This window comes from Maritimibacter sp. DP1N21-5 (genome assembly GCF_019218295.1).
In the GTDB taxonomy this organism is placed as follows: Bacteria; Pseudomonadota; Alphaproteobacteria; order Rhodobacterales; family Rhodobacteraceae; genus Maritimibacter.
The window spans coordinates 1,916,582-1,932,301 of record NZ_JAHUZF010000006.1; the positions used below are offsets into that span (position 1 = coordinate 1,916,582).

General features: G+C 59.5%; 14 protein-coding genes and 3 pseudogenes. 8 read left to right on the top strand and 9 right to left on the bottom strand.

Features of this window, described 5'->3' with window-relative positions; all coding sequences use genetic code 11:
- Positions 1-155 precede the first annotated feature (155 nt).
- Together KJP29_RS17045 and KJP29_RS17050 are read left to right on the top strand one after the other, a co-directional pair.
- Entirely contained in the window at positions 156-2,093 is a 1,938-nt protein-coding gene (locus KJP29_RS17045; protein ID WP_218464704.1) for a GNVR domain-containing protein, read from the top strand.
- Positions 2,094-2,101: 8 nt separating this feature from the next.
- Positions 2,102-3,274: a hypothetical protein gene (locus KJP29_RS17050; protein WP_218464705.1), complete on the top strand. Its 1,173-nt coding sequence runs from the start codon at positions 2,102-2,104 to the stop codon at positions 3,272-3,274.
- Positions 3,275-3,423: 149 nt separating this feature from the next.
- On the opposite strand, the gene KJP29_RS17055 is transcribed toward KJP29_RS17050, so the two are convergent.
- A complete protein-coding gene (locus KJP29_RS17055) occupies positions 3,424-3,789 on the bottom strand; it encodes a VanZ family protein (RefSeq protein WP_218464706.1) in 366 nt (121 codons plus the stop codon).
- Between the two features lie 244 nt (positions 3,790-4,033).
- Between KJP29_RS17055 and KJP29_RS17060 the strand changes: the two genes are divergently transcribed.
- Positions 4,034-4,747, top strand: a complete 714-nt coding sequence (locus KJP29_RS17060) for an endonuclease/exonuclease/phosphatase family protein (RefSeq protein WP_218464707.1) — start codon at positions 4,034-4,036, stop codon at positions 4,745-4,747.
- A gap of 320 nt (positions 4,748-5,067) precedes the next feature.
- Here the strand turns inward: KJP29_RS17060 and KJP29_RS17065 are convergent, their stop codons facing one another.
- From KJP29_RS17065 to KJP29_RS17075, 3 genes are all read right to left on the bottom strand, one after another.
- Positions 5,068-5,634 (bottom strand): hypothetical protein, encoded by a 567-nt coding sequence (locus tag KJP29_RS17065; protein WP_218464708.1) that lies wholly within the window; start codon positions 5,632-5,634, stop codon positions 5,068-5,070.
- Positions 5,631-6,278: a hypothetical protein gene (locus KJP29_RS17070; protein ID WP_218464709.1), complete on the bottom strand. Its 648-nt coding sequence runs from the start codon at positions 6,276-6,278 to the stop codon at positions 5,631-5,633. Before KJP29_RS17070 ends, KJP29_RS17065 begins: the two co-directional genes overlap by 4 nt.
- Positions 6,279-6,486: 208 nt before the next feature.
- Positions 6,487-6,726 (bottom strand): helix-turn-helix domain-containing protein, encoded by a 240-nt coding sequence (locus tag KJP29_RS17075; protein WP_218464710.1) that lies wholly within the window; start codon positions 6,724-6,726, stop codon positions 6,487-6,489.
- A 165-nt stretch (positions 6,727-6,891) separates the two neighbouring features.
- Here KJP29_RS17075 and KJP29_RS17080 point away from each other — a divergent pair, with 165 nt between their 5' ends.
- The gene (locus KJP29_RS17080; protein WP_218464711.1) at positions 6,892-7,377 is read left to right on the top strand and encodes a hypothetical protein; all 486 of its coding nucleotides are present in this window, start codon (positions 6,892-6,894) and stop codon (positions 7,375-7,377) included.
- A gap of 318 nt (positions 7,378-7,695) precedes the next feature.
- On the opposite strand, the gene KJP29_RS17085 is transcribed toward KJP29_RS17080, so the two are convergent.
- Positions 7,696-8,825, bottom strand: a protein-coding gene (locus KJP29_RS17085; RefSeq protein WP_218464712.1) for an IS3 family transposase whose coding sequence is annotated in 2 segments (ribosomal slippage) — positions 7,696-8,552 and positions 8,552-8,825 — 1,131 coding nt in all. Because the reading frame shifts where the segments join, the coding sequence is not laid out codon by codon here.
- Positions 8,826-8,976: 151 nt separating this feature from the next.
- Here KJP29_RS17085 and KJP29_RS17090 point away from each other — a divergent pair.
- Positions 8,977-9,821, top strand: a pseudogene (locus KJP29_RS17090) (transposase); the annotation flags it as partial.
- Positions 9,822-9,952: 131 nt separating this feature from the next.
- Positions 9,953-11,142, top strand: a protein-coding gene (locus KJP29_RS17095; RefSeq protein ID WP_218464713.1) for an IS3 family transposase whose coding sequence is annotated in 2 segments (ribosomal slippage) — positions 9,953-10,205 and positions 10,205-11,142 — 1,191 coding nt in all. Because the reading frame shifts where the segments join, the coding sequence is not laid out codon by codon here.
- Between the two features lie 193 nt (positions 11,143-11,335).
- Here the strand turns inward: KJP29_RS17095 and KJP29_RS17100 are convergent.
- On the bottom strand, positions 11,336-12,592 hold the full coding sequence (locus KJP29_RS17100) for an IS110 family transposase (RefSeq protein ID WP_218464714.1): 1,257 nt from the start codon (positions 12,590-12,592) through the stop codon (positions 11,336-11,338).
- Between the two features lie 137 nt (positions 12,593-12,729).
- Between KJP29_RS17100 and KJP29_RS17105 the strand changes: the two are divergent.
- Positions 12,730-13,020, top strand: a pseudogene (locus tag KJP29_RS17105) (integrase core domain-containing protein); the annotation flags it as partial.
- 98 nt (positions 13,021-13,118) lie between these two features.
- Here KJP29_RS17105 and KJP29_RS17110 read toward each other — a convergent pair.
- Positions 13,119-13,352 (bottom strand): hypothetical protein, encoded by a 234-nt coding sequence (locus tag KJP29_RS17110; protein WP_218464715.1) that lies wholly within the window; start codon positions 13,350-13,352, stop codon positions 13,119-13,121.
- 76 nt (positions 13,353-13,428) lie between these two features.
- Here KJP29_RS17110 and KJP29_RS19370 point away from each other — a divergent pair.
- Positions 13,429-13,539: pseudogene (locus KJP29_RS19370) on the top strand (tRNA 2-selenouridine(34) synthase MnmH); the annotation flags it as partial.
- Positions 13,540-13,623: 84 nt separating this feature from the next.
- On the opposite strand, the gene KJP29_RS17115 reads toward KJP29_RS19370, so the two are convergent.
- Positions 13,624-14,583: a GDP-L-fucose synthase gene (locus KJP29_RS17115; protein WP_218464716.1), complete on the bottom strand. Its 960-nt coding sequence runs from the start codon at positions 14,581-14,583 to the stop codon at positions 13,624-13,626.
- Positions 14,584-14,594: 11 nt separating this feature from the next.
- On the bottom strand, positions 14,595-15,716 hold the full coding sequence (gmd, locus tag KJP29_RS17120) for a GDP-mannose 4,6-dehydratase (protein ID WP_218464717.1): 1,122 nt from the start codon (positions 15,714-15,716) through the stop codon (positions 14,595-14,597).
- Positions 15,717-15,720: the final 4 nt, after the last annotated feature.

A 15,720-nucleotide genomic window follows, 5' to 3' on the forward strand; every position in this document is an offset into this window, starting at 1 on the left:
TAGGCCCGACAATCGGGACCGGCGCATTTCCGCTTCCGATCCGTCTTGCCTGACGGCGGGTTCATATTGCCGTGGGTTGCGGACCCCCGCCGCTTGCAGTGGTTGGTCGATCAGGCTATTCGACCGCGAGCCCATAAGCATCTGAGTTGGAAGACATGACGGCGGACACCCCGGAAGTTCAGGACGACGAGATCGACCTCGGCGAGTTGTTCGCGTCTCTTTGGGCCTACAAGAGCCTCATCGGAGGCCTGACGCTGGGCGCGATCGTTGCCGGCGGGTTCTATGCGTTGAATGCGGAAAAGATCTATACCGCTGAAGCCGTGTTCAAGCTGGAGGACTCAAGCAATTCTGGCCTCTCGCTTCCAAGTGAGATGTCCGGCCTTGCAGCCTTGGCAGGCATAAGTGGTCTGGCTGACGAAGGAAACGTCCTCTTCGACAGGGTCCGCGGGCGCGTGTTCATCGGAAAGGTCGACGAAGCGGTCGATCTTCGCGGGGATGACTATTTCAATACCTACGATCCCGATGCGACGGACCCCCTCTGGAAAGCCCTGATCAAGAGGGCGATCGGCTACGACTCCGGGGAATTGGATCCTGAGAGCATCATCGAGAAGAACGTCGTTGACACGCTGCGTGCGAACTTCGTGATCGAGAGTACGGAAAACGGTGCGACCTCGATCAAGATCGACCACACGGATCCGGCACGCGCGGCGTTGATTGCCAACGCGATCATGGACCTGATCGTAACAGAAACGGAACTCGATACAGACGCGCGGCAGCGCAGCCAGCTTGCCTACTTGTCCGAGACCCTCGCGGGGACACTGAGCGAGATGGAAGAGGCTCAGGCTCGGCTGAAGGAATTCGCGATTGACAACTCGACGTTGTCGATCGAGGCCCTTGCCAGGGGGTCGGTGGCGCTGGATCAGATCAGAAACCGACTTGAGCGCGCGCGAGAGTTGAGTGAAGCGGCAGACGCCCTGCTGGATGCCGTGGAAAGCGGCAATACGAACCAAGCTACATATCTGGAGCTCAGGTCGGAGCATCCGATCATCGACGACGTGGAGTTTCGCCGAGTCCTTGGCCTGAGTGAAATCATCTCCGAGTTTACCTGGCCGGAACGGGAATTGCTGGCAGCGGTAAGTGCCACGCTGCGGGACAGCCTCGAACGTATCGCGCGGGAAAGAGCCAGGCTTGAGGATGAAGCGATCTCCTATGCCGGCTCTGCGGAAGAACAGGCGACCCTTCAACGCGAGGCCGAAATCGCCGAGGCCTCTTATACCGTCCTGATCGAACAGGTGAAGGCGCAGTCCCTGCTTGCAGGCTATACGGGCGAGACGGCCCAGATCTTTGAACGCGCCGTGCCGCCCCTGTCGCCGGCGAAACCGAACCGGATGCTTGTCCTGGCATTGTCAGGTGTGCTCGGCGTGTTTCTTGGGTCCGGCGTTTCTCTGGTGTGGGCTTTGCGCAGAGGCGTGTTTTTCTCGCGCCGCGCGTTTCGCGACGAGTTGAACCCAACCGTCACGGTGCCTGCCGGCTGGCTCAAGAAACTGAATGGCCGGAACCTGACGGGTGTTCAGGATTACATGTCGGCCAACAGGGGCAGCCGACTGTCCGACGTTGCCGTCAGCCTTCGCCACCCGGATACCGGGTTCGCACTGGTCTTGGGCGGCAGAGCAAAGGCGACTGCCCGCAGCGCAGCACTTGGAACGGCACTTGCACTCGCCGAAAATGGTACAAGGGTTGCCGTTGTCGATCTGAGCCGCACCGTCGAACCGGCGACGGATGAAGCCGCAACCGGCGAATACTGGTCGGAAACTCAATCCGAGTCCGGTGTGGCCGAGTTCGGCTTCGCCGCCGGTCGCAAGAATGCGGATCTCCTCGCCTCCTCCAAATTCGACGCAGCCATCGAGGCATTGTCATCCAGGCACGACCTCGTCATCTTCTCGGCCGAAGCACCCGTCGCTGAAATGGCTGCCTACGGACTTTCGAGCCTCGATCCCGTGACCATCCTCGTCGGCCGGACCGGGCGCACGTCGAAGGGCTTGATCCACCGACTTCGCAGCCTCAAGCTGCGGACCATCCTATTGCTCGAGTAATCGCCATCGTGAAACCTGTCCTGCTCCTCATGTCCTTCCTCTCGCTCGCGTCCTGCACGGCGGTTCTTCAGTCGCCGATGCTGCCGACCGATGTCGAAGTGGTGCCCGGTGAGCAGGAGGATCTTCAGATCATCGTCGAGCCCCTTACGCTCGACACCGCTCGGGCCCGTCAATCGGACCGTTACCCGCGCAACGTGATGAGAACCGGGGTCGGCGCCTCTGCGAACGTGGTTCCCGAAGGCGCGGTGACGCAAAGCAATCTGCCCCCCGCGAACCGGCCGGAAATCTACCGGCTCGGGCTCGGCGACGAGTTGACCTTCGCGCAATTCGCGGAAGGCGGCGTCGCCTCGGTCAACGAACTGATCGACACGGGACCGGGCGCCTCCTCCTCCGTTCTGACAGCCGATCAGGTGCTGACGAGCGCGGGACGGATCGGATCCGACGGCTCGATCCTGCTTCTTGGCCTCGGCAAGCTGAGCCTTGGCGGCAAGACCATTACCGAGGCCCGCGACATCGTGCGCAACGTGCTGATCCGCAACGGCATCGCGCCGAGTTTCCAGCTCGAGATCACGGGATTCAATTCGCGCAAGGTCTTCCTCGTCTCCAACGTATCGGGCAGCCGGGTCGTGCCGATCACGGATCAGGGCCTGACCCTGCGGGAACTGATCACCGCCACGGGGCAACAGATCAACGGTCAGACGGTGGTCGTCATCAAGATCCAGCGCGACGGTCAGGAATACCGCCTGGTCTCGGACATCCTGTTGCACCCGCAGGCTCCTGACATCTACCTCCACGATCAGGACCAGGTCATCATCGAGGCGATGGGCTACAAGCCCGGTCAGGTCTATGTCCTCGGTGCGGTGGCCCCCGTCATCGTCCCGATCGCGCCCGAGAACCGCGAGACGCTCGCCGACATCCTGTTCACGCCGAGCGGGATCATGGGAAGCCCCATCGCGCAACGCTCTGAGGTCTATCTGCTGCGTGGCTCCCGCCCGGTGCGCGCCTACAAGCTTGACGCGACGGACCCCAGCCGCCTTGTCGTCGCCGCCGCAATGGAGCTTCGTCCGAACGACATCATCTTCGTACCCGAACAGCCGCTGTCGTCGCTGAACCGCACGCTCGTCCAGATTACCCCGCTGCGGCTGCTGATCCGCGATATCGAGGCTGGAAACATCCCCTGACGAGGCGTTGCCGGGACGACCGACAATGGACGGTAGCGCACGCGCCCCGGTCAGGTCGCTGGCCTCAGTCCATAGGTTTGGATGAAAGGGTGAGGCCGTAGGTCACGACGCCGAGGCAACGCGAACACCTGGCGTCGCAGCGTCCTGCGCTAGACCTTGCGCGGCACCTGCCGAAGGAATGCGCGGACGCCAAGTCCGACCGCGCAGCCAAGAGCGAGACCAACAAGGTCCGCGCCGAAATCGGCCAGTTCCTGAGCGCGTCCGAACCACGGCTGTATCACCTCGATCCCGCCGCCCAAAGTGACCCCGAGCAGCACGACGGGCAACAACGCGCGCGGAAAGAGCGCCGCCGTCGGCAGGACGTAGATCGCAAAGGCCGCCACATGCGCGAGTTTGTCGAGCGGCAGATCCTTGATCTCGGACACTGCCTGGGGCGTGAGCGTCAACCAGAGGATCATCACGGCAGACAGAAAAGACCCGCCCAGGGCAATCAGATGCGCTTTCTTCTCAGGCACTGCGTTTCGCCTTTCTTTGGTTGAATCCTGCTCGTCATGGCATGCGAGGCGAAGCTCTACCATGCTTCCCGTCTCTATACCCTACAGGACCGATCACAAGGCCGCACGGTCTCGTCAGGCAGCAAGTTTTCTCACATTATCAATTGCGAAGACCTGCGACGGGTCGATAGCCTGATCCTGAAACGGCAGGTGGACAGACAATCCGATGGCAGGCAAACGACGATCGACCGCAGGAAGGACATCGTTGCGCGGGGTCATCACGATGGTGGCGTTGTGCCTCGCGACCATTGCGCCGATCCCAACCAATGCCCAAGTGACCGGCACGCGGGAGATCATCCACTATCAGAAGAACATCCGCGTGAACCGGAGCAACCACGCGGAACTCGCGCGCGAATTCCTTCGCTTCCGGCCCGACACGATTTCACTTCAGGAGATCGCGTCCTCGGACAAGGTGATCCTCGACCTCCTGAAGGCCGAGTATCCATCGCAACATTACTGCTACGTGAAGCACCTGAGCGGCATCGCCGCCCTGTCCCGCTGGCCGATGGTGGAAGGAACTCAGACCTGCTTCGGAGGATGGGGCATCGCCGGGTTTCAGGTCATGATGCCCGAAGGCCCCGTCTGGGTGCTGTCAGCCCACATCGAGGTCTTTTTCGAAGGCCTGCGCCCCGACATCCTCCGCGCCCTCCTCCCGCAACTGGAGGCACTCGAGGGCCTGGTGATCATGGGAGGCGACTTCAACGCCGAGCCCTTCTTCACATCGACCGTGCGGCTTGCCGAAGCCGCCCGCGTGAGACGCATCGGCCTCCCCATCCCGACCTTCGAGTTGTTTGATCGCGTAGGGATCTCCATCGACCACATCATGGCCACCGGTGGAGTGGGCGTGATCATGCAGCGCCCGAAGCTGACGTCGGACCACTTTGGGGTGGTGGGGCGGTTTCGGTTGGGGGTGCGGTGACACCAACGTATTTGCCGTCGGGTATGGCGTTCCCGCTAAGAGTACCTTGCTCTGTCGGTGTTCAATTCCCGGACGCTATGTCAATCGCCCTATGTATTGATACCGATGATTTCAGTCTACCCACAACCATACCTGCATTTAGGTCTGACCTCACTGACAGCCAGAACCGCGGGTACTCTGGATGGATCGAAATCCAACCTTAACTCAAAACAAACTGATTGCGTGCTGATTTCGAAGGGCCATTGGGGATGTTGTGGCCCTCAGAGATCAACCCTAAGGTGCAAATTGGCTTTGTTTCGGGATTCCAGAAATGAGACGGTTTACCTCTCCACCCTTGATCGCGTTCCCAAGTCCTCCACCCAATAAAATAAGGCACGCCTGCGCTGCGCACGTGCTTCGCCGACGTATCGTTTCAGAAGACGGTGACGCCGCCCTCCTACACCGTTCTCCCACGAATGCACTCGCGCAATGTCTGACAACATGGATTTGGTGGTACGGATTTGTTTCCGCGAAGCCGCCATATACCTAATCTCGAAGAGCATTTCGTGCGCGTACTTTTGGAACGCATCATACGGCTCGGTCAGGTCAGAGCGTCCCTGCTCGAACTCTAATAGAGCAAGCTCGGCCGTAAATAGGCGCGCCTCTGCCTGCGCCAGCGAAAGAGCCCGAAAACCGCGATCGTCCGCTGGCACGAGATCGTCGACCGAAACCTCGGGTCTGTCGAGAATGATGGCGAGCCAAACCGCAACAACTTCAGGGTCAGGCTGGGAGGTTGCCCCGTGGCGCACTGCGTTTCGCGAAACCACTGCTTTGCCGGCCAGGGTTCGCGGCCCGGTACTCTTGGCCGCATTTGCACGATTGCGCGCCGCGATGCCCGATTGGGTCATCCTTCAATCCATTCCCCTTCGACGGGGCGCACTTTGACAAGCAGGTCGAAATCGCGCTTTACATCGCGCCGACGTTTCTCCAATTGTTGGATCTTCGTATCGTGCTCCAAGACAGCTTCCGAGTCCCGATAGGCCGCACTCATCACCTCGGTCGGCTCGAGGCCCAGCTTCGCGATTTCATCAAGGGCGGCCTGCTGGTCTGTCGCATTCCTCGATGTCGCACGATCTGCCAACTCCTCACCGGCTTTGACAGCGGAACGACGATCGAAAGACTTGGGATCCTTCCATCTTTCTCCATCCCCGCCTTCCGCAAGGAACTGCTCGAAGGCACGATTCATCTCCCGGGAATGCACAGCCTTTCGATGCGCCACCACGGCATCTGTAATAGAGGATTTCACAAGCCGGCGAAGACTGGCCTCCCGCATGCGCCGATGTTGAATAAGTTCCCACTCGATTGCGATGAGGTTTTCAGCCACGACAGCTTCGTATGGTGTGGCCGGCATGAGCGATTTCATCATCGCGTCGTGGAACGCTTCGAAATCGCTCGGCGCCTCCCCAATAATTGGATCTCTGGGCGGCAAGAGCTCCGAGAAACTCGTCAGGCTGAAGCGGGATGGGTCGGGCAGCATAGGGTCTTGAGACATTTGATACTCCGTCTGCGCACCTTCCTAAGACCGCGATGTTCTTGCTTTGATGAGCATTCAGGCCACCATATCTTGTGACCTGGGCTCATGCAATCTCAAGGCGTCTGACACTACCCCGCGACCAGGGCCTGACCGATCCAGGATCTTCCATTTGGTTGGGCTTCAAACACTGGTGCTGGGTTCCATCGTTCCTGCAATTTCCCAGAAACTATTGAGTTTCCCGCTGCGTCGCCTCCGCTGACGATAAATCAAAGAACTCGGAAACATCTGCCTCCAATGCTTCCGCGATCCTCTCCAGGACGAGTGCTGATGGGTTTCGGACACCCCGCTCGACGCCGCTGATGTAGCCTCGATCGAAACCACTCGCATTGGCAAAATCTTCCTGAGTGATGTCGCGTTCTTTGCGCATCCTTCGCAAGTTCCATCCAATTCGTTGCCGCACATCCATGATGCGAAAGCAATTGACGCGATGCGACCAATCAGGCCACGACTTATAAGTCTCATTTTTCTCTGGACCTCCGAGCGGTCTCGTGCAAACTGATCCTCGGGACGACGTACATACTAAGCCCCTGATTTTTCGCACTTATCGCCCCGTCGAAAGGAGCCAAGCAACATGCAAACTCAGACACGTTTTCCAACAATCGTCACGCGAACACGCTTACCGCTTGTTGATCGTGCTTCGCTTTATGGCGAGTATTACGCTGAAATAGCGGCGGACCCTCGTCGTGAGGGAGACCTTCGAGACAGGGCTGCGTACATGCACATCACCGGCAAGTATCCGTCCCATCTTCGCCCGAAGTACACACGCATGTTGACCCAGATCAGCCGACCTTTCCGCAAGCCCAGCAGTCTCGACGGAAGAACTGGATACAGGAAGCTCGATGACGACGCTATTCGTGCACTCAACCTCAATCAGCATGAAATGGTGAAAGCGGTTCGGAAGAAGCTTCAGGAAGGCTTCGTGATCCAACCTAGCCGAGGTTATGGAACGCGCAACGGCTATGGCAAGATATTCATGTTCAAAATGGGCCCTGAGAGCATGATCAGCAGTCGCATTACCGTGAACATCCATGGAGCGATCAAAGATGGGTGGTCCTAGCCCCGACCTTCAGATTAATACTCTTCGGATGGCTGGTTCTGACCAGCCATCCACGTTTGGCAAGCCTAGTAATTTTGCACACTTTGTAGTTTAAGATCCACCTCGAGAGCCTCAGCAACTCTCCAGATTTATTTATACCACTAATTTGCCAGCCGTAATGGCTGGGCCGGAGCATGAGGCGCATGTGCCCTTGGAACACTCATTGGCGATGATCCGGATCTCCGACCCGAGTCCTGACATTCACTGCTTTGGGCATGAAGTGGTCCCACCTTTCCGGACAGGTTTTGCAGCGTTTCTAAGGTGTATCGGTCTTAGGTTTCATGCTGCTCTTTGCTCTTCCAAGCCGGTCCAATATGCCTCGTCGGGCGTTTGCCGATCAAGCGCTGAGTGGGGCCTCTCGGCGTTGTAGAAGGCCATCCAGTTTTTGACGACCCTTCGGGCTTGGAAGCCGTCAGTGATCTCTTCCAGATAGATCGCCTCCTGCTTCAATGACCGCCACAAACGCTCGATGAAGACGTTGTCCAGGTAGCGACCGCGCCCATCCATCGAGATGCGCACGCCAGTCTCGTTTAGCGTCATGATCCAGGCCGATCCCGTAAACTGAGATCCTTGATCTGTGTTCATGACCTCGGGCGGGCCATGTTTGGCGATGGCCTCGTTGAGGGCATCGATGCAGAAGTCTGCGTGCATCGTGTTCGAGAGCCGCCAGCTTAAGACCTTGCGCGACGCCCAGTCCATGATCGCCACGACGTAGAGGAACCCGTTGCGCACCGGCACGAAGGTGATGTCGGCGCACCAGACCTGGTTCGGACGCTCGATCTGAATGCCTCGAAGCAGGTAGGGATAGACCGGATGCTGGGGATGCGGCTGGCTGGTGCGGGGCCGTTTGTAGATCGCCTCCAGCCCCATCTTCGCCATCAGCCTTCTGACGCGATGGCGCCCGACAACGATCCCATCCCGGCGCAGATAGGCCGCGATCTGGCGACTGCCGAAGAACGGGTATCTGGTGAAGACCAGGTCGATCTCTTTCATCATCGCCAGCGTGTTCGCGTCGATCCCGACCGGCGTGTAGTAGAACGCCGACCGCGACAGCCGCACCAGTTTGCATTGCTGGCTGATGCTCAACTCGGGATGGTCCCGCTTAATCATCGCGCGTTTCTTCTCGGGGCTCACCGCTTCAGCCCTTCGGACAAAAAATCGTTCTCGACAGCCAGCCTCCCGATCTTGGCATGGAGCTCTTTGATTTCTGCTTCTGTCGGACCTTCCGGTTTGCCGCCACGGGCAAAAACATCGGCCATACCTTCGACAGCCTGGCGCTGCCATGTGCTGACCTGGTTCGGATGCACTTGGTGCTTCGCGGCGATCTCCTGGATCGTCTTGTCGCCACGCAGCGCTTCTAACGCGACCTTGGCCTTAAACTGGTCTGTAAACTTTCGGCGTTTCGCCATTCTCGTATCCCTTCAAAGGTTTGGGATACACCTTAGCTCGCTGTCCAGTTTTCTGGGACCACTTCAGCATTGCTCTGCCCCCTGAAGACTGGACCGTTTGAAGCTGGAGTTTTCGGCTAAGCTTTCCTGGCTGGGAGAGGAGCGGAAACGTATGAAGGCATCGAAGTTCACGGAGGCGCAGAAGGCGTTCATCCTGAAGCAGGGCGAGCAGGGAACACCGGTCGCCGAGATTTGTCGCAAGGCAGGGATCAGCCAGGCGACCTACTTCAACTGGAAGAAGAAGTATGGCGGGTTGCTGCCTGACGAGATGCGCCGACTGAAGGCGCTTGAGGACGAGAACACGCGGCTGAAGAAGATCGTCGCGGACCTGACGCTGGACCGGGAGATGGCGAGCCTTTGTCCGCCATTGGTCCGAGGACAATGGCGAGCGGACGTGATCCGGCGAAAGATCTGAAGCCTGGTCGTCTGCGAGAGATCGTGACCGGGATGTGCGTCGACTGGGGCGTGTCGATCCGGAAGGCTTGTGGGGCCGTCTGCTTCGACACGTCCAGCTACCACTACAAGTCCCGGCGGACGCATCAGGCTGCCGTCGAAAGGCGGATCAAGGAGATCTGCGAGACGCGCGTGCGGTATGGCTATCGCCGTGTGCATGTCTTGCTTCGGCGAGAAGGTTGGATCATCAATATGAAGAAGACACGCAGGATTTACAATGAGTTGGGGCTCCAACTGCGCAACAAGCACCCGAAGCGCCGGGTGAAGGCCAAGCTGCGGGAGGACCGCCAAGAAGCTGTTGGGCCGAACGACGTGTGGGCCATGGATTTCGTGCATGACCAGCTCGCCATGGGTAAGAAGCTGCGCATCCTAACCGTCGTCGATACCCATTCCCGGCTCTGCCCGGCGGCCGATCCCCGCTTTGCTTACCGGGGCGAGGACGTCGTGCAGACGCTGGAGAAGGTCTGTGGCAGGATCGGCTATCCGAAGACGATCAGAGTCGATAACGTCCTATATCGGGAAAATTTTGCTGCTTAGGTCAGCAGGTCATGGGGCATCCGGTGTCCCGGATGTGACCTGCCACGGGATTTTTCCTCCACCGTTGATTAGAGTCCGCTCCAACTTGAGGACGGACAATGAAGCGAACGAGATTTACGGACGAACAGATCATCGGCATCCTGGCAGAGCACGAGGCAGGCGCGAAGTGCGCAGACCTTTGCCGCAAGCACGGCATGTCGGAAGGCACCTTCTACAACTGGAAGGCCAAATTCGGCGGCATGACGGTATCGGAGGCGAAGCGGCTGAAGACGCTCGAGGATGAGAACGCCAAGCTGAAGAAGCTGCTGGCCGAGCAGATGCTCGATCTGGCCGCGATGAAGGAACTGGTTTCAAAAAAGTGGTGACGCCTGCTGTGAAGCGCGAGGCGGTCGCGCATCTGAGGGCCCGGTTCGGGCTCTCGGAACGGCGGGCGTGCCGGGTTGTCGGGGCGGACCGCAAGATGGTCCGCTATCAGGCGCAGCGCGCGCCGGATACGGTGCTGCGCGGGCGGTTGCGGGAGCTGGCCAACGAGCGCCGGAGGTTCGGCTATCGGCGCCTCTTCGTGCTGCTGCGGCGTGAGGGAGAGCCTTCCGGCATCAACCGGATCTATCGGCTCTACCGCGAGGAAGGGTTGACGGTGCGCAAGCGGAAGGCGCGGCGTAAGGCCGTCGGGACACGGGCGCCGATCCTGGTCGAGGCGCGACCCAATGCGCGCTGGTCGCTGGATTTCGTCCATGACCAGTTCGCCAATGGCCAGCGCTTTCGGGTGCTCAACGTGGTCGACGACGTCACCCGTGAGTGCCTTGCGGCAATCCCGGACACTTCGATCTCGGGGCGCCGTGTGGCACGTGAACTGACGGCCCTGATCGAGCGCCGCGGAAAGCCGGGGATGATCGTCTCTGACAACGGCACCGAACTGACCAGTAACGCAATCTTAACCTTCGCTGCCACCCAGCGGATCGAGTGGCACTACATCGCGCCGGGAAAGCCGATGCAGAACGGCTTCGTGGAGAGTTTCAACGGACGGATGCGAGACGAGCTGCTCAACGAGACGATGTTCCGCAACCTGGCCCATGCGCGGATCGTGATTTCTGCCTGGGCCGCCGACTACAACACCGAACGCCCACACTCAGCCTTGGACTACAAGACCCCCGCCGACTACGCGCGAACCCTGACCACCGCAATCGCCCGCCCCGCTGCGCAAGATGAAAGCTCCGCGCGTCGGGCGATTGCTCAACCTGCGCCGCTCGGCGTAAACACCAACCGGGCTCCGGTCGCGGCTGGATGAAAGACCCGTGGCAGGTCAGATGCCCTGTTATGGTTGCCCAAGCGGTCTCCGCCGTCAAGAAGCGGTCTCTCCCATAGCAAACACAGGGTACACGCGTTGGCGGCCCTCACCGTCCTTAAGACGAGATCCAAAATCCCAAGCGGAAGACCTGAACATTATCTACGAGGTCAGCTAACTGCCTCCACGGCTCTTGTCAGACAAGGGTCCTTCCGCCTGGGCTCACCCCCTCGAAGAAGGGGCGATAGGGTTCGCCGTGTTTGACCACGGCGTGTACGGTGCGCGCCATCTTGGCCGTGATCGCGGTGTAGGCTTTGCGGCGCAGATGGGCATTGTGTCGATCCCGCGCGATGTAGCGTTCGAACTTGTCGCGGAAGCTGTTCGTGCGTTTGAGCACAGCAACCTGGCCTGCCATCCAGAGAGTTCTGCGAAGCCGTGCATTGCCATACTTCGAGATGCGGCTCTGACCGCGGAACATGCCAGACTGCGCAGTCGCTAGGTCCATGCCGCAGAACTTCAGGAACTGGCGGTGATGGCGGAAACGGCGCAGATCGCCAGCTTCGGCCAGGATGGTCAGGGCGTTGATCGGGCCGATCCCGGGGATCGTGGTCAGCAACTGGTAGTCGGGATGATCGGAAAGTAGCTCGATGGCCCGCGCCTCGATCTCGTTGCGCTGGCGAACCAGGCTTCGGCCTTCGGCCAGCACAAGGCGAAACATGCGAACGGCGTCGGATTCCGGGTGAACGGGCAGACCCACCGAGCCAGCCGCCGTTGCGTAAATATCTGAAAGCAGGCGTTCTTTTGAGACCTTCCGACCGACCACCTGCCACGCATCTGCAACGAAGGCCTCACGGCTCATGGCCGTGATCTTATGCGGCGTCGGGTACTTCTCGAGGAATGCCAAAAACCAGTCAGTACGCGAACTGCGGTGAAAGCGCTCCGCCTCGGGAAAGTACAGCGGCATGTAATGCGTCAGGATGCGGTGCCAGAGCTCAGTCTTCGAGCGCGAAACGATCTCGTGGGTCTTTGACAGTTCCTGGATGTCCGCTGTGCCAGTCACCAGTGGATCGTGGAAATACTGCACGGCGCCGATCTCCATCATATGCAGGATGACCTGGGCGTCCTTCGGATCGTTCTTGTCCCAGCTGTTGTGCAGTGCCTCCCGCGTCCGCGCCAGACCTACTGAGGAGACCAGCTTCAGGTCAAAACCGGCCTGGCCGAGGTGGTGCGCAAGTGGCCGATGGTAGTTGCCAGTCGCCTCAAAGCCGATCGTTACCGGCAGGTCGTAGCTGGCAAGAGCGGCGGCCAGTCGCTGGAAATCTTCCAGAGTGTTTGTGATCGTAAGGCGGCGACGACGCTTCTTATCTGGAATGCCAATCAGCACCTCATGGCGGTATTTGGAAATGTCGATGGCGGCCAACAAGGTCGGCGCGATAGAATGAGTGGCGGTCATAGCCGGTCTCCTCAGCGGCGTGGTTCATGCAAAACCACTGTTGAGACCTGGGACCCGGTTATGGCCACCCGCTGCGCTATCTGAGGGCTGCGCGCGTGGCCATAACCTCAAACAAGCGCTTCTTCCCGAGGTGCTACGGGAGCGAGTTCATATCCCGAGACTTGGATCTCTGGGCCTATGCCAACGATGTCACCCTGGACTTCTCACGGCCCGGAAAGCCGACGGATAACGGGTTCATCGAGGCGTTCAACAGCAAGCTTCGGTCCGAATGCCTGAACGCTCACTGGTTCATGAGCCTTGCCGACGCCCGCGAAAAGCTGGAAGATTGGCGTAGACACTACAACGAAGACCGACCCCACAGTGCGATCGGATACAACGTCCCGATCGCCATACATTATCCCGATGGCGTCACCAGCCCGTCATCGTGAGACAGCCCGGAAAATCCAACTTCCGGCGGTCCAAGGTTGGGGAGCTGGGCACAAACCCGCAGACTCTCGTTATGAACGAGGGACCCAAGGGGGGCAGGTCAGGACATGTGAAGGTTCACAAGAACGACGACCGTGATGCGGGGGCGATTGCCGAAGCCGCGACGCGCTCCGCCGCAGGCTTCCTTCGCAACCACGCGGGGCGGCAGCGTAAGAAAGTCCTGCAGCCGGTGCCGCTGGAGACGTTTGCGAAACACGATCGCTCCGGCTCCATCCAACCCGGCAAGACTGCAAAAGGTCTTGCCAAAGTCAATGCCCAGAACCTTGATGTCCATCTGATCCTCCGCTCTCCACCTATGTCCGCCACGGTAGCAGCGGATTGGTGGGAAGGCAGTTCATCCCATTAGCTCACACGTTCCCGGCGCGATCACCCTGCCAGTCCAGTTGAACGAGCAACGTGCCTTGGTCGGCACCATCTATGTGCAGAAGGACCCCTTTAAGGCCCGCAAGGTCGGAGCGGCAAGGGCGAGCGACTGGCCCGCATCCGCAGCGTCGAGAAACTCCGGTCCCGAGGATACTGCATCTTTGGGTCTGCGAAGCTCCAGATCAAGCGCTGCGCAAGTTACCGGGTTCCTGCGACAGAAACCATTCATAGGTGCTGCTGACGCCGTCTTCCAGCCCAATCGTGGCAGTCCAGCCCATCCGCGACAGTCGGCTCACATCCATGAGCTTGCGCGGCGTCCCGTCGGGCTTCGTCGCATCGAAGCTGATCTGTCCTTTGTATCCGGTCACGCGTGCAATCGTCTCGGCAAGCTCACGGATGGTCACATCCGTGCCGGTGCCGACGTTGATGTGCGACAGCATTGGCTCCGTATTGGCTGCGTAGGTTTCCCGATCGAGGTCGAGCACGAAGAGCGACGCCTCGGCCATATCGTCGACATGAAGGAATTCGCGCATCGGTGTGCCGGTGCCCCAGACCACCACTTCCTGTGTGCCGTTGCGGGCCGCTTCGTGGAACCGTCGGATGAGAGCCGGCAACACATGGCTGTTCTGCGGATGGAAGTTGTCTCCCGGTCCGTAGAGGTTTGTCGGCATCACCGAGCGGTAGTCGGTGCCGTATTCACGGTTGTAGCTTTCGCAGAGCTTGATGCCCGCGATCTTGGCAATAGCATAGGGCTCGTTGGTGAATTCCAGCGGGCCGGTCAAAAGAGCGTCCTCGCTCATCGGCTGCGGCGCCATCTTCGGGTAGATGCAGGATGATCCGAGGAACAGGAGCTTCCTCACCCCGGCCGCGTAGGCCTGGTGGATGACGTTCGCTTCCATCATCAGGTTGTCGTAGATGAACTCCGCTGGATAGGTGTTGTTGGCGTGGATACCGCCCACCTTCGCGGCCGCGAGGATCACCTGATCGGGTCGTTCCGTCTGCATGAAGTCCCGAACCGCGGCTTGGTCCATCAAATCGAGTTCGGCATGGGTGCGAACCACGGTGGTCTCACCCCGCGCTTCGAATTTGCGCAAAATCGCGCCTCCGACCATGCCTCGGTGGCCAGCAACATAGGTTGTCATAGTCTTGCCTCTCAGCTTTCGAGCGACACGGGCAGTTCCAACCCGTGCGCCTTAAGGAGCGCGTGGCGTTTGGCGGCTTTTAGATCCTCAGCAACCATCTCGGCGCACATCTCCTGGGTCGTGATCTCAGGCTCCCATCCAAGCTGCGCCTTTGCCTTCGAGGGATCACCGAGAAGAGTTTCTACTTCCGCTGGACGGAAATAGCGTGGGTCGATCCGTACGACCACATCGCCAGGCTCGACAGCAGGCGCGTCGTTTCCGGCCACCGCCTCGACAATTCCCACTTCCCTAAGCCCCTCGCCTTCAAAACGGAGCGTGATGCCGAGCTCGGCCGCCGACCAAATAATGAAATCGCGCACACTATACTGAACGCCTGTCGCAATCACGTAGTCCTCCGGCGCGTCCTGCTGCAACATCAGCCACTGCATCCGGACGTAGTCTTTCGCGTGTCCCCAGTCACGCAGGGCGTCGATGTTACCCATGTAGAGGCAGGGCTCGAGTCCCTGAGCGATATTGGACAGGCCGCGAGTAATCTTGCGCGTGACGAAAGTTTCGCCGCGGCGAGGGCTCTCATGGTTGAACAGGATGCCATTGCAGGCATACATGCCGTAGGCTTCGCGGTAGTTCACCGTGATCCAGTACGAGTAGAGTTTGGCAACCGCGTATGGGCTACGTGGGTGGAACGGGGTCGTCTCCTTCTGCGGGGTTTCCTGCACGAGGCCATAGAGTTCCGACGTCGACGCTTGGTAAAAGCGGGTCTTTTTCTCCAGGCCAAGAAACCGGATTGCTTCCAGCAAACGCAAAGTTCCCATCGCATCGACATCCGCGGTATATTGCGGGCTCTCGAAACTCACTGCTACGTGGCTCTGCGCCCCAAGATTGTATACTTCGTCCGGTTCCACCTCACGCATGATCCGCGTCAGGTTCGACGTGTCGGTCAGATCACCGTAATGCAGGCGCAGAGACGGATGCTCGACATGTGGATCTTGGTAGATGTGGTCAATCCGCTGTGTGTTGAGCGACGACGCACGGCGCTTGATGCCGTGGACTTCGTAGCCCTTCGCCAAAAGGAACTCTGCCAGGTAGCTGCCGTCCTGGCCTGTAATGCCCGTGATGAGCGCCCGTTTCGTCATACCG

Coding starts and splice junctions, on each gene's coding strand:
- KJP29_RS17045 (WP_218464704.1), top strand. CDS start 156: ATGACGGCGGACACCCCGGAAGTTCAGGACGACGAGATCGACCTCGGC.
- KJP29_RS17065 (WP_218464708.1), bottom strand. CDS start 5,634: ATGACCCAATCGGGCATCGCGGCGCGCAATCGTGCAAATGCGGCCAAG.
- KJP29_RS17070 (WP_218464709.1), bottom strand. CDS start 6,278: ATGTCTCAAGACCCTATGCTGCCCGACCCATCCCGCTTCAGCCTGACG.
- KJP29_RS17075 (WP_218464710.1), bottom strand. CDS start 6,726: ATGGATGTGCGGCAACGAATTGGATGGAACTTGCGAAGGATGCGCAAA.
- KJP29_RS17080 (WP_218464711.1), top strand. CDS start 6,892: ATGCAAACTCAGACACGTTTTCCAACAATCGTCACGCGAACACGCTTA.
- KJP29_RS17100 (WP_218464714.1), bottom strand. CDS start 12,592: ATGACCGCCACTCATTCTATCGCGCCGACCTTGTTGGCCGCCATCGAC.
- KJP29_RS17110 (WP_218464715.1), bottom strand. CDS start 13,352: ATGGACATCAAGGTTCTGGGCATTGACTTTGGCAAGACCTTTTGCAGT.
- KJP29_RS17115 (WP_218464716.1), bottom strand. CDS start 14,583: ATGACAACCTATGTTGCTGGCCACCGAGGCATGGTCGGAGGCGCGATT.
- gmd (WP_218464717.1), bottom strand. CDS start 15,716: ATGACGAAACGGGCGCTCATCACGGGCATTACAGGCCAGGACGGCAGC.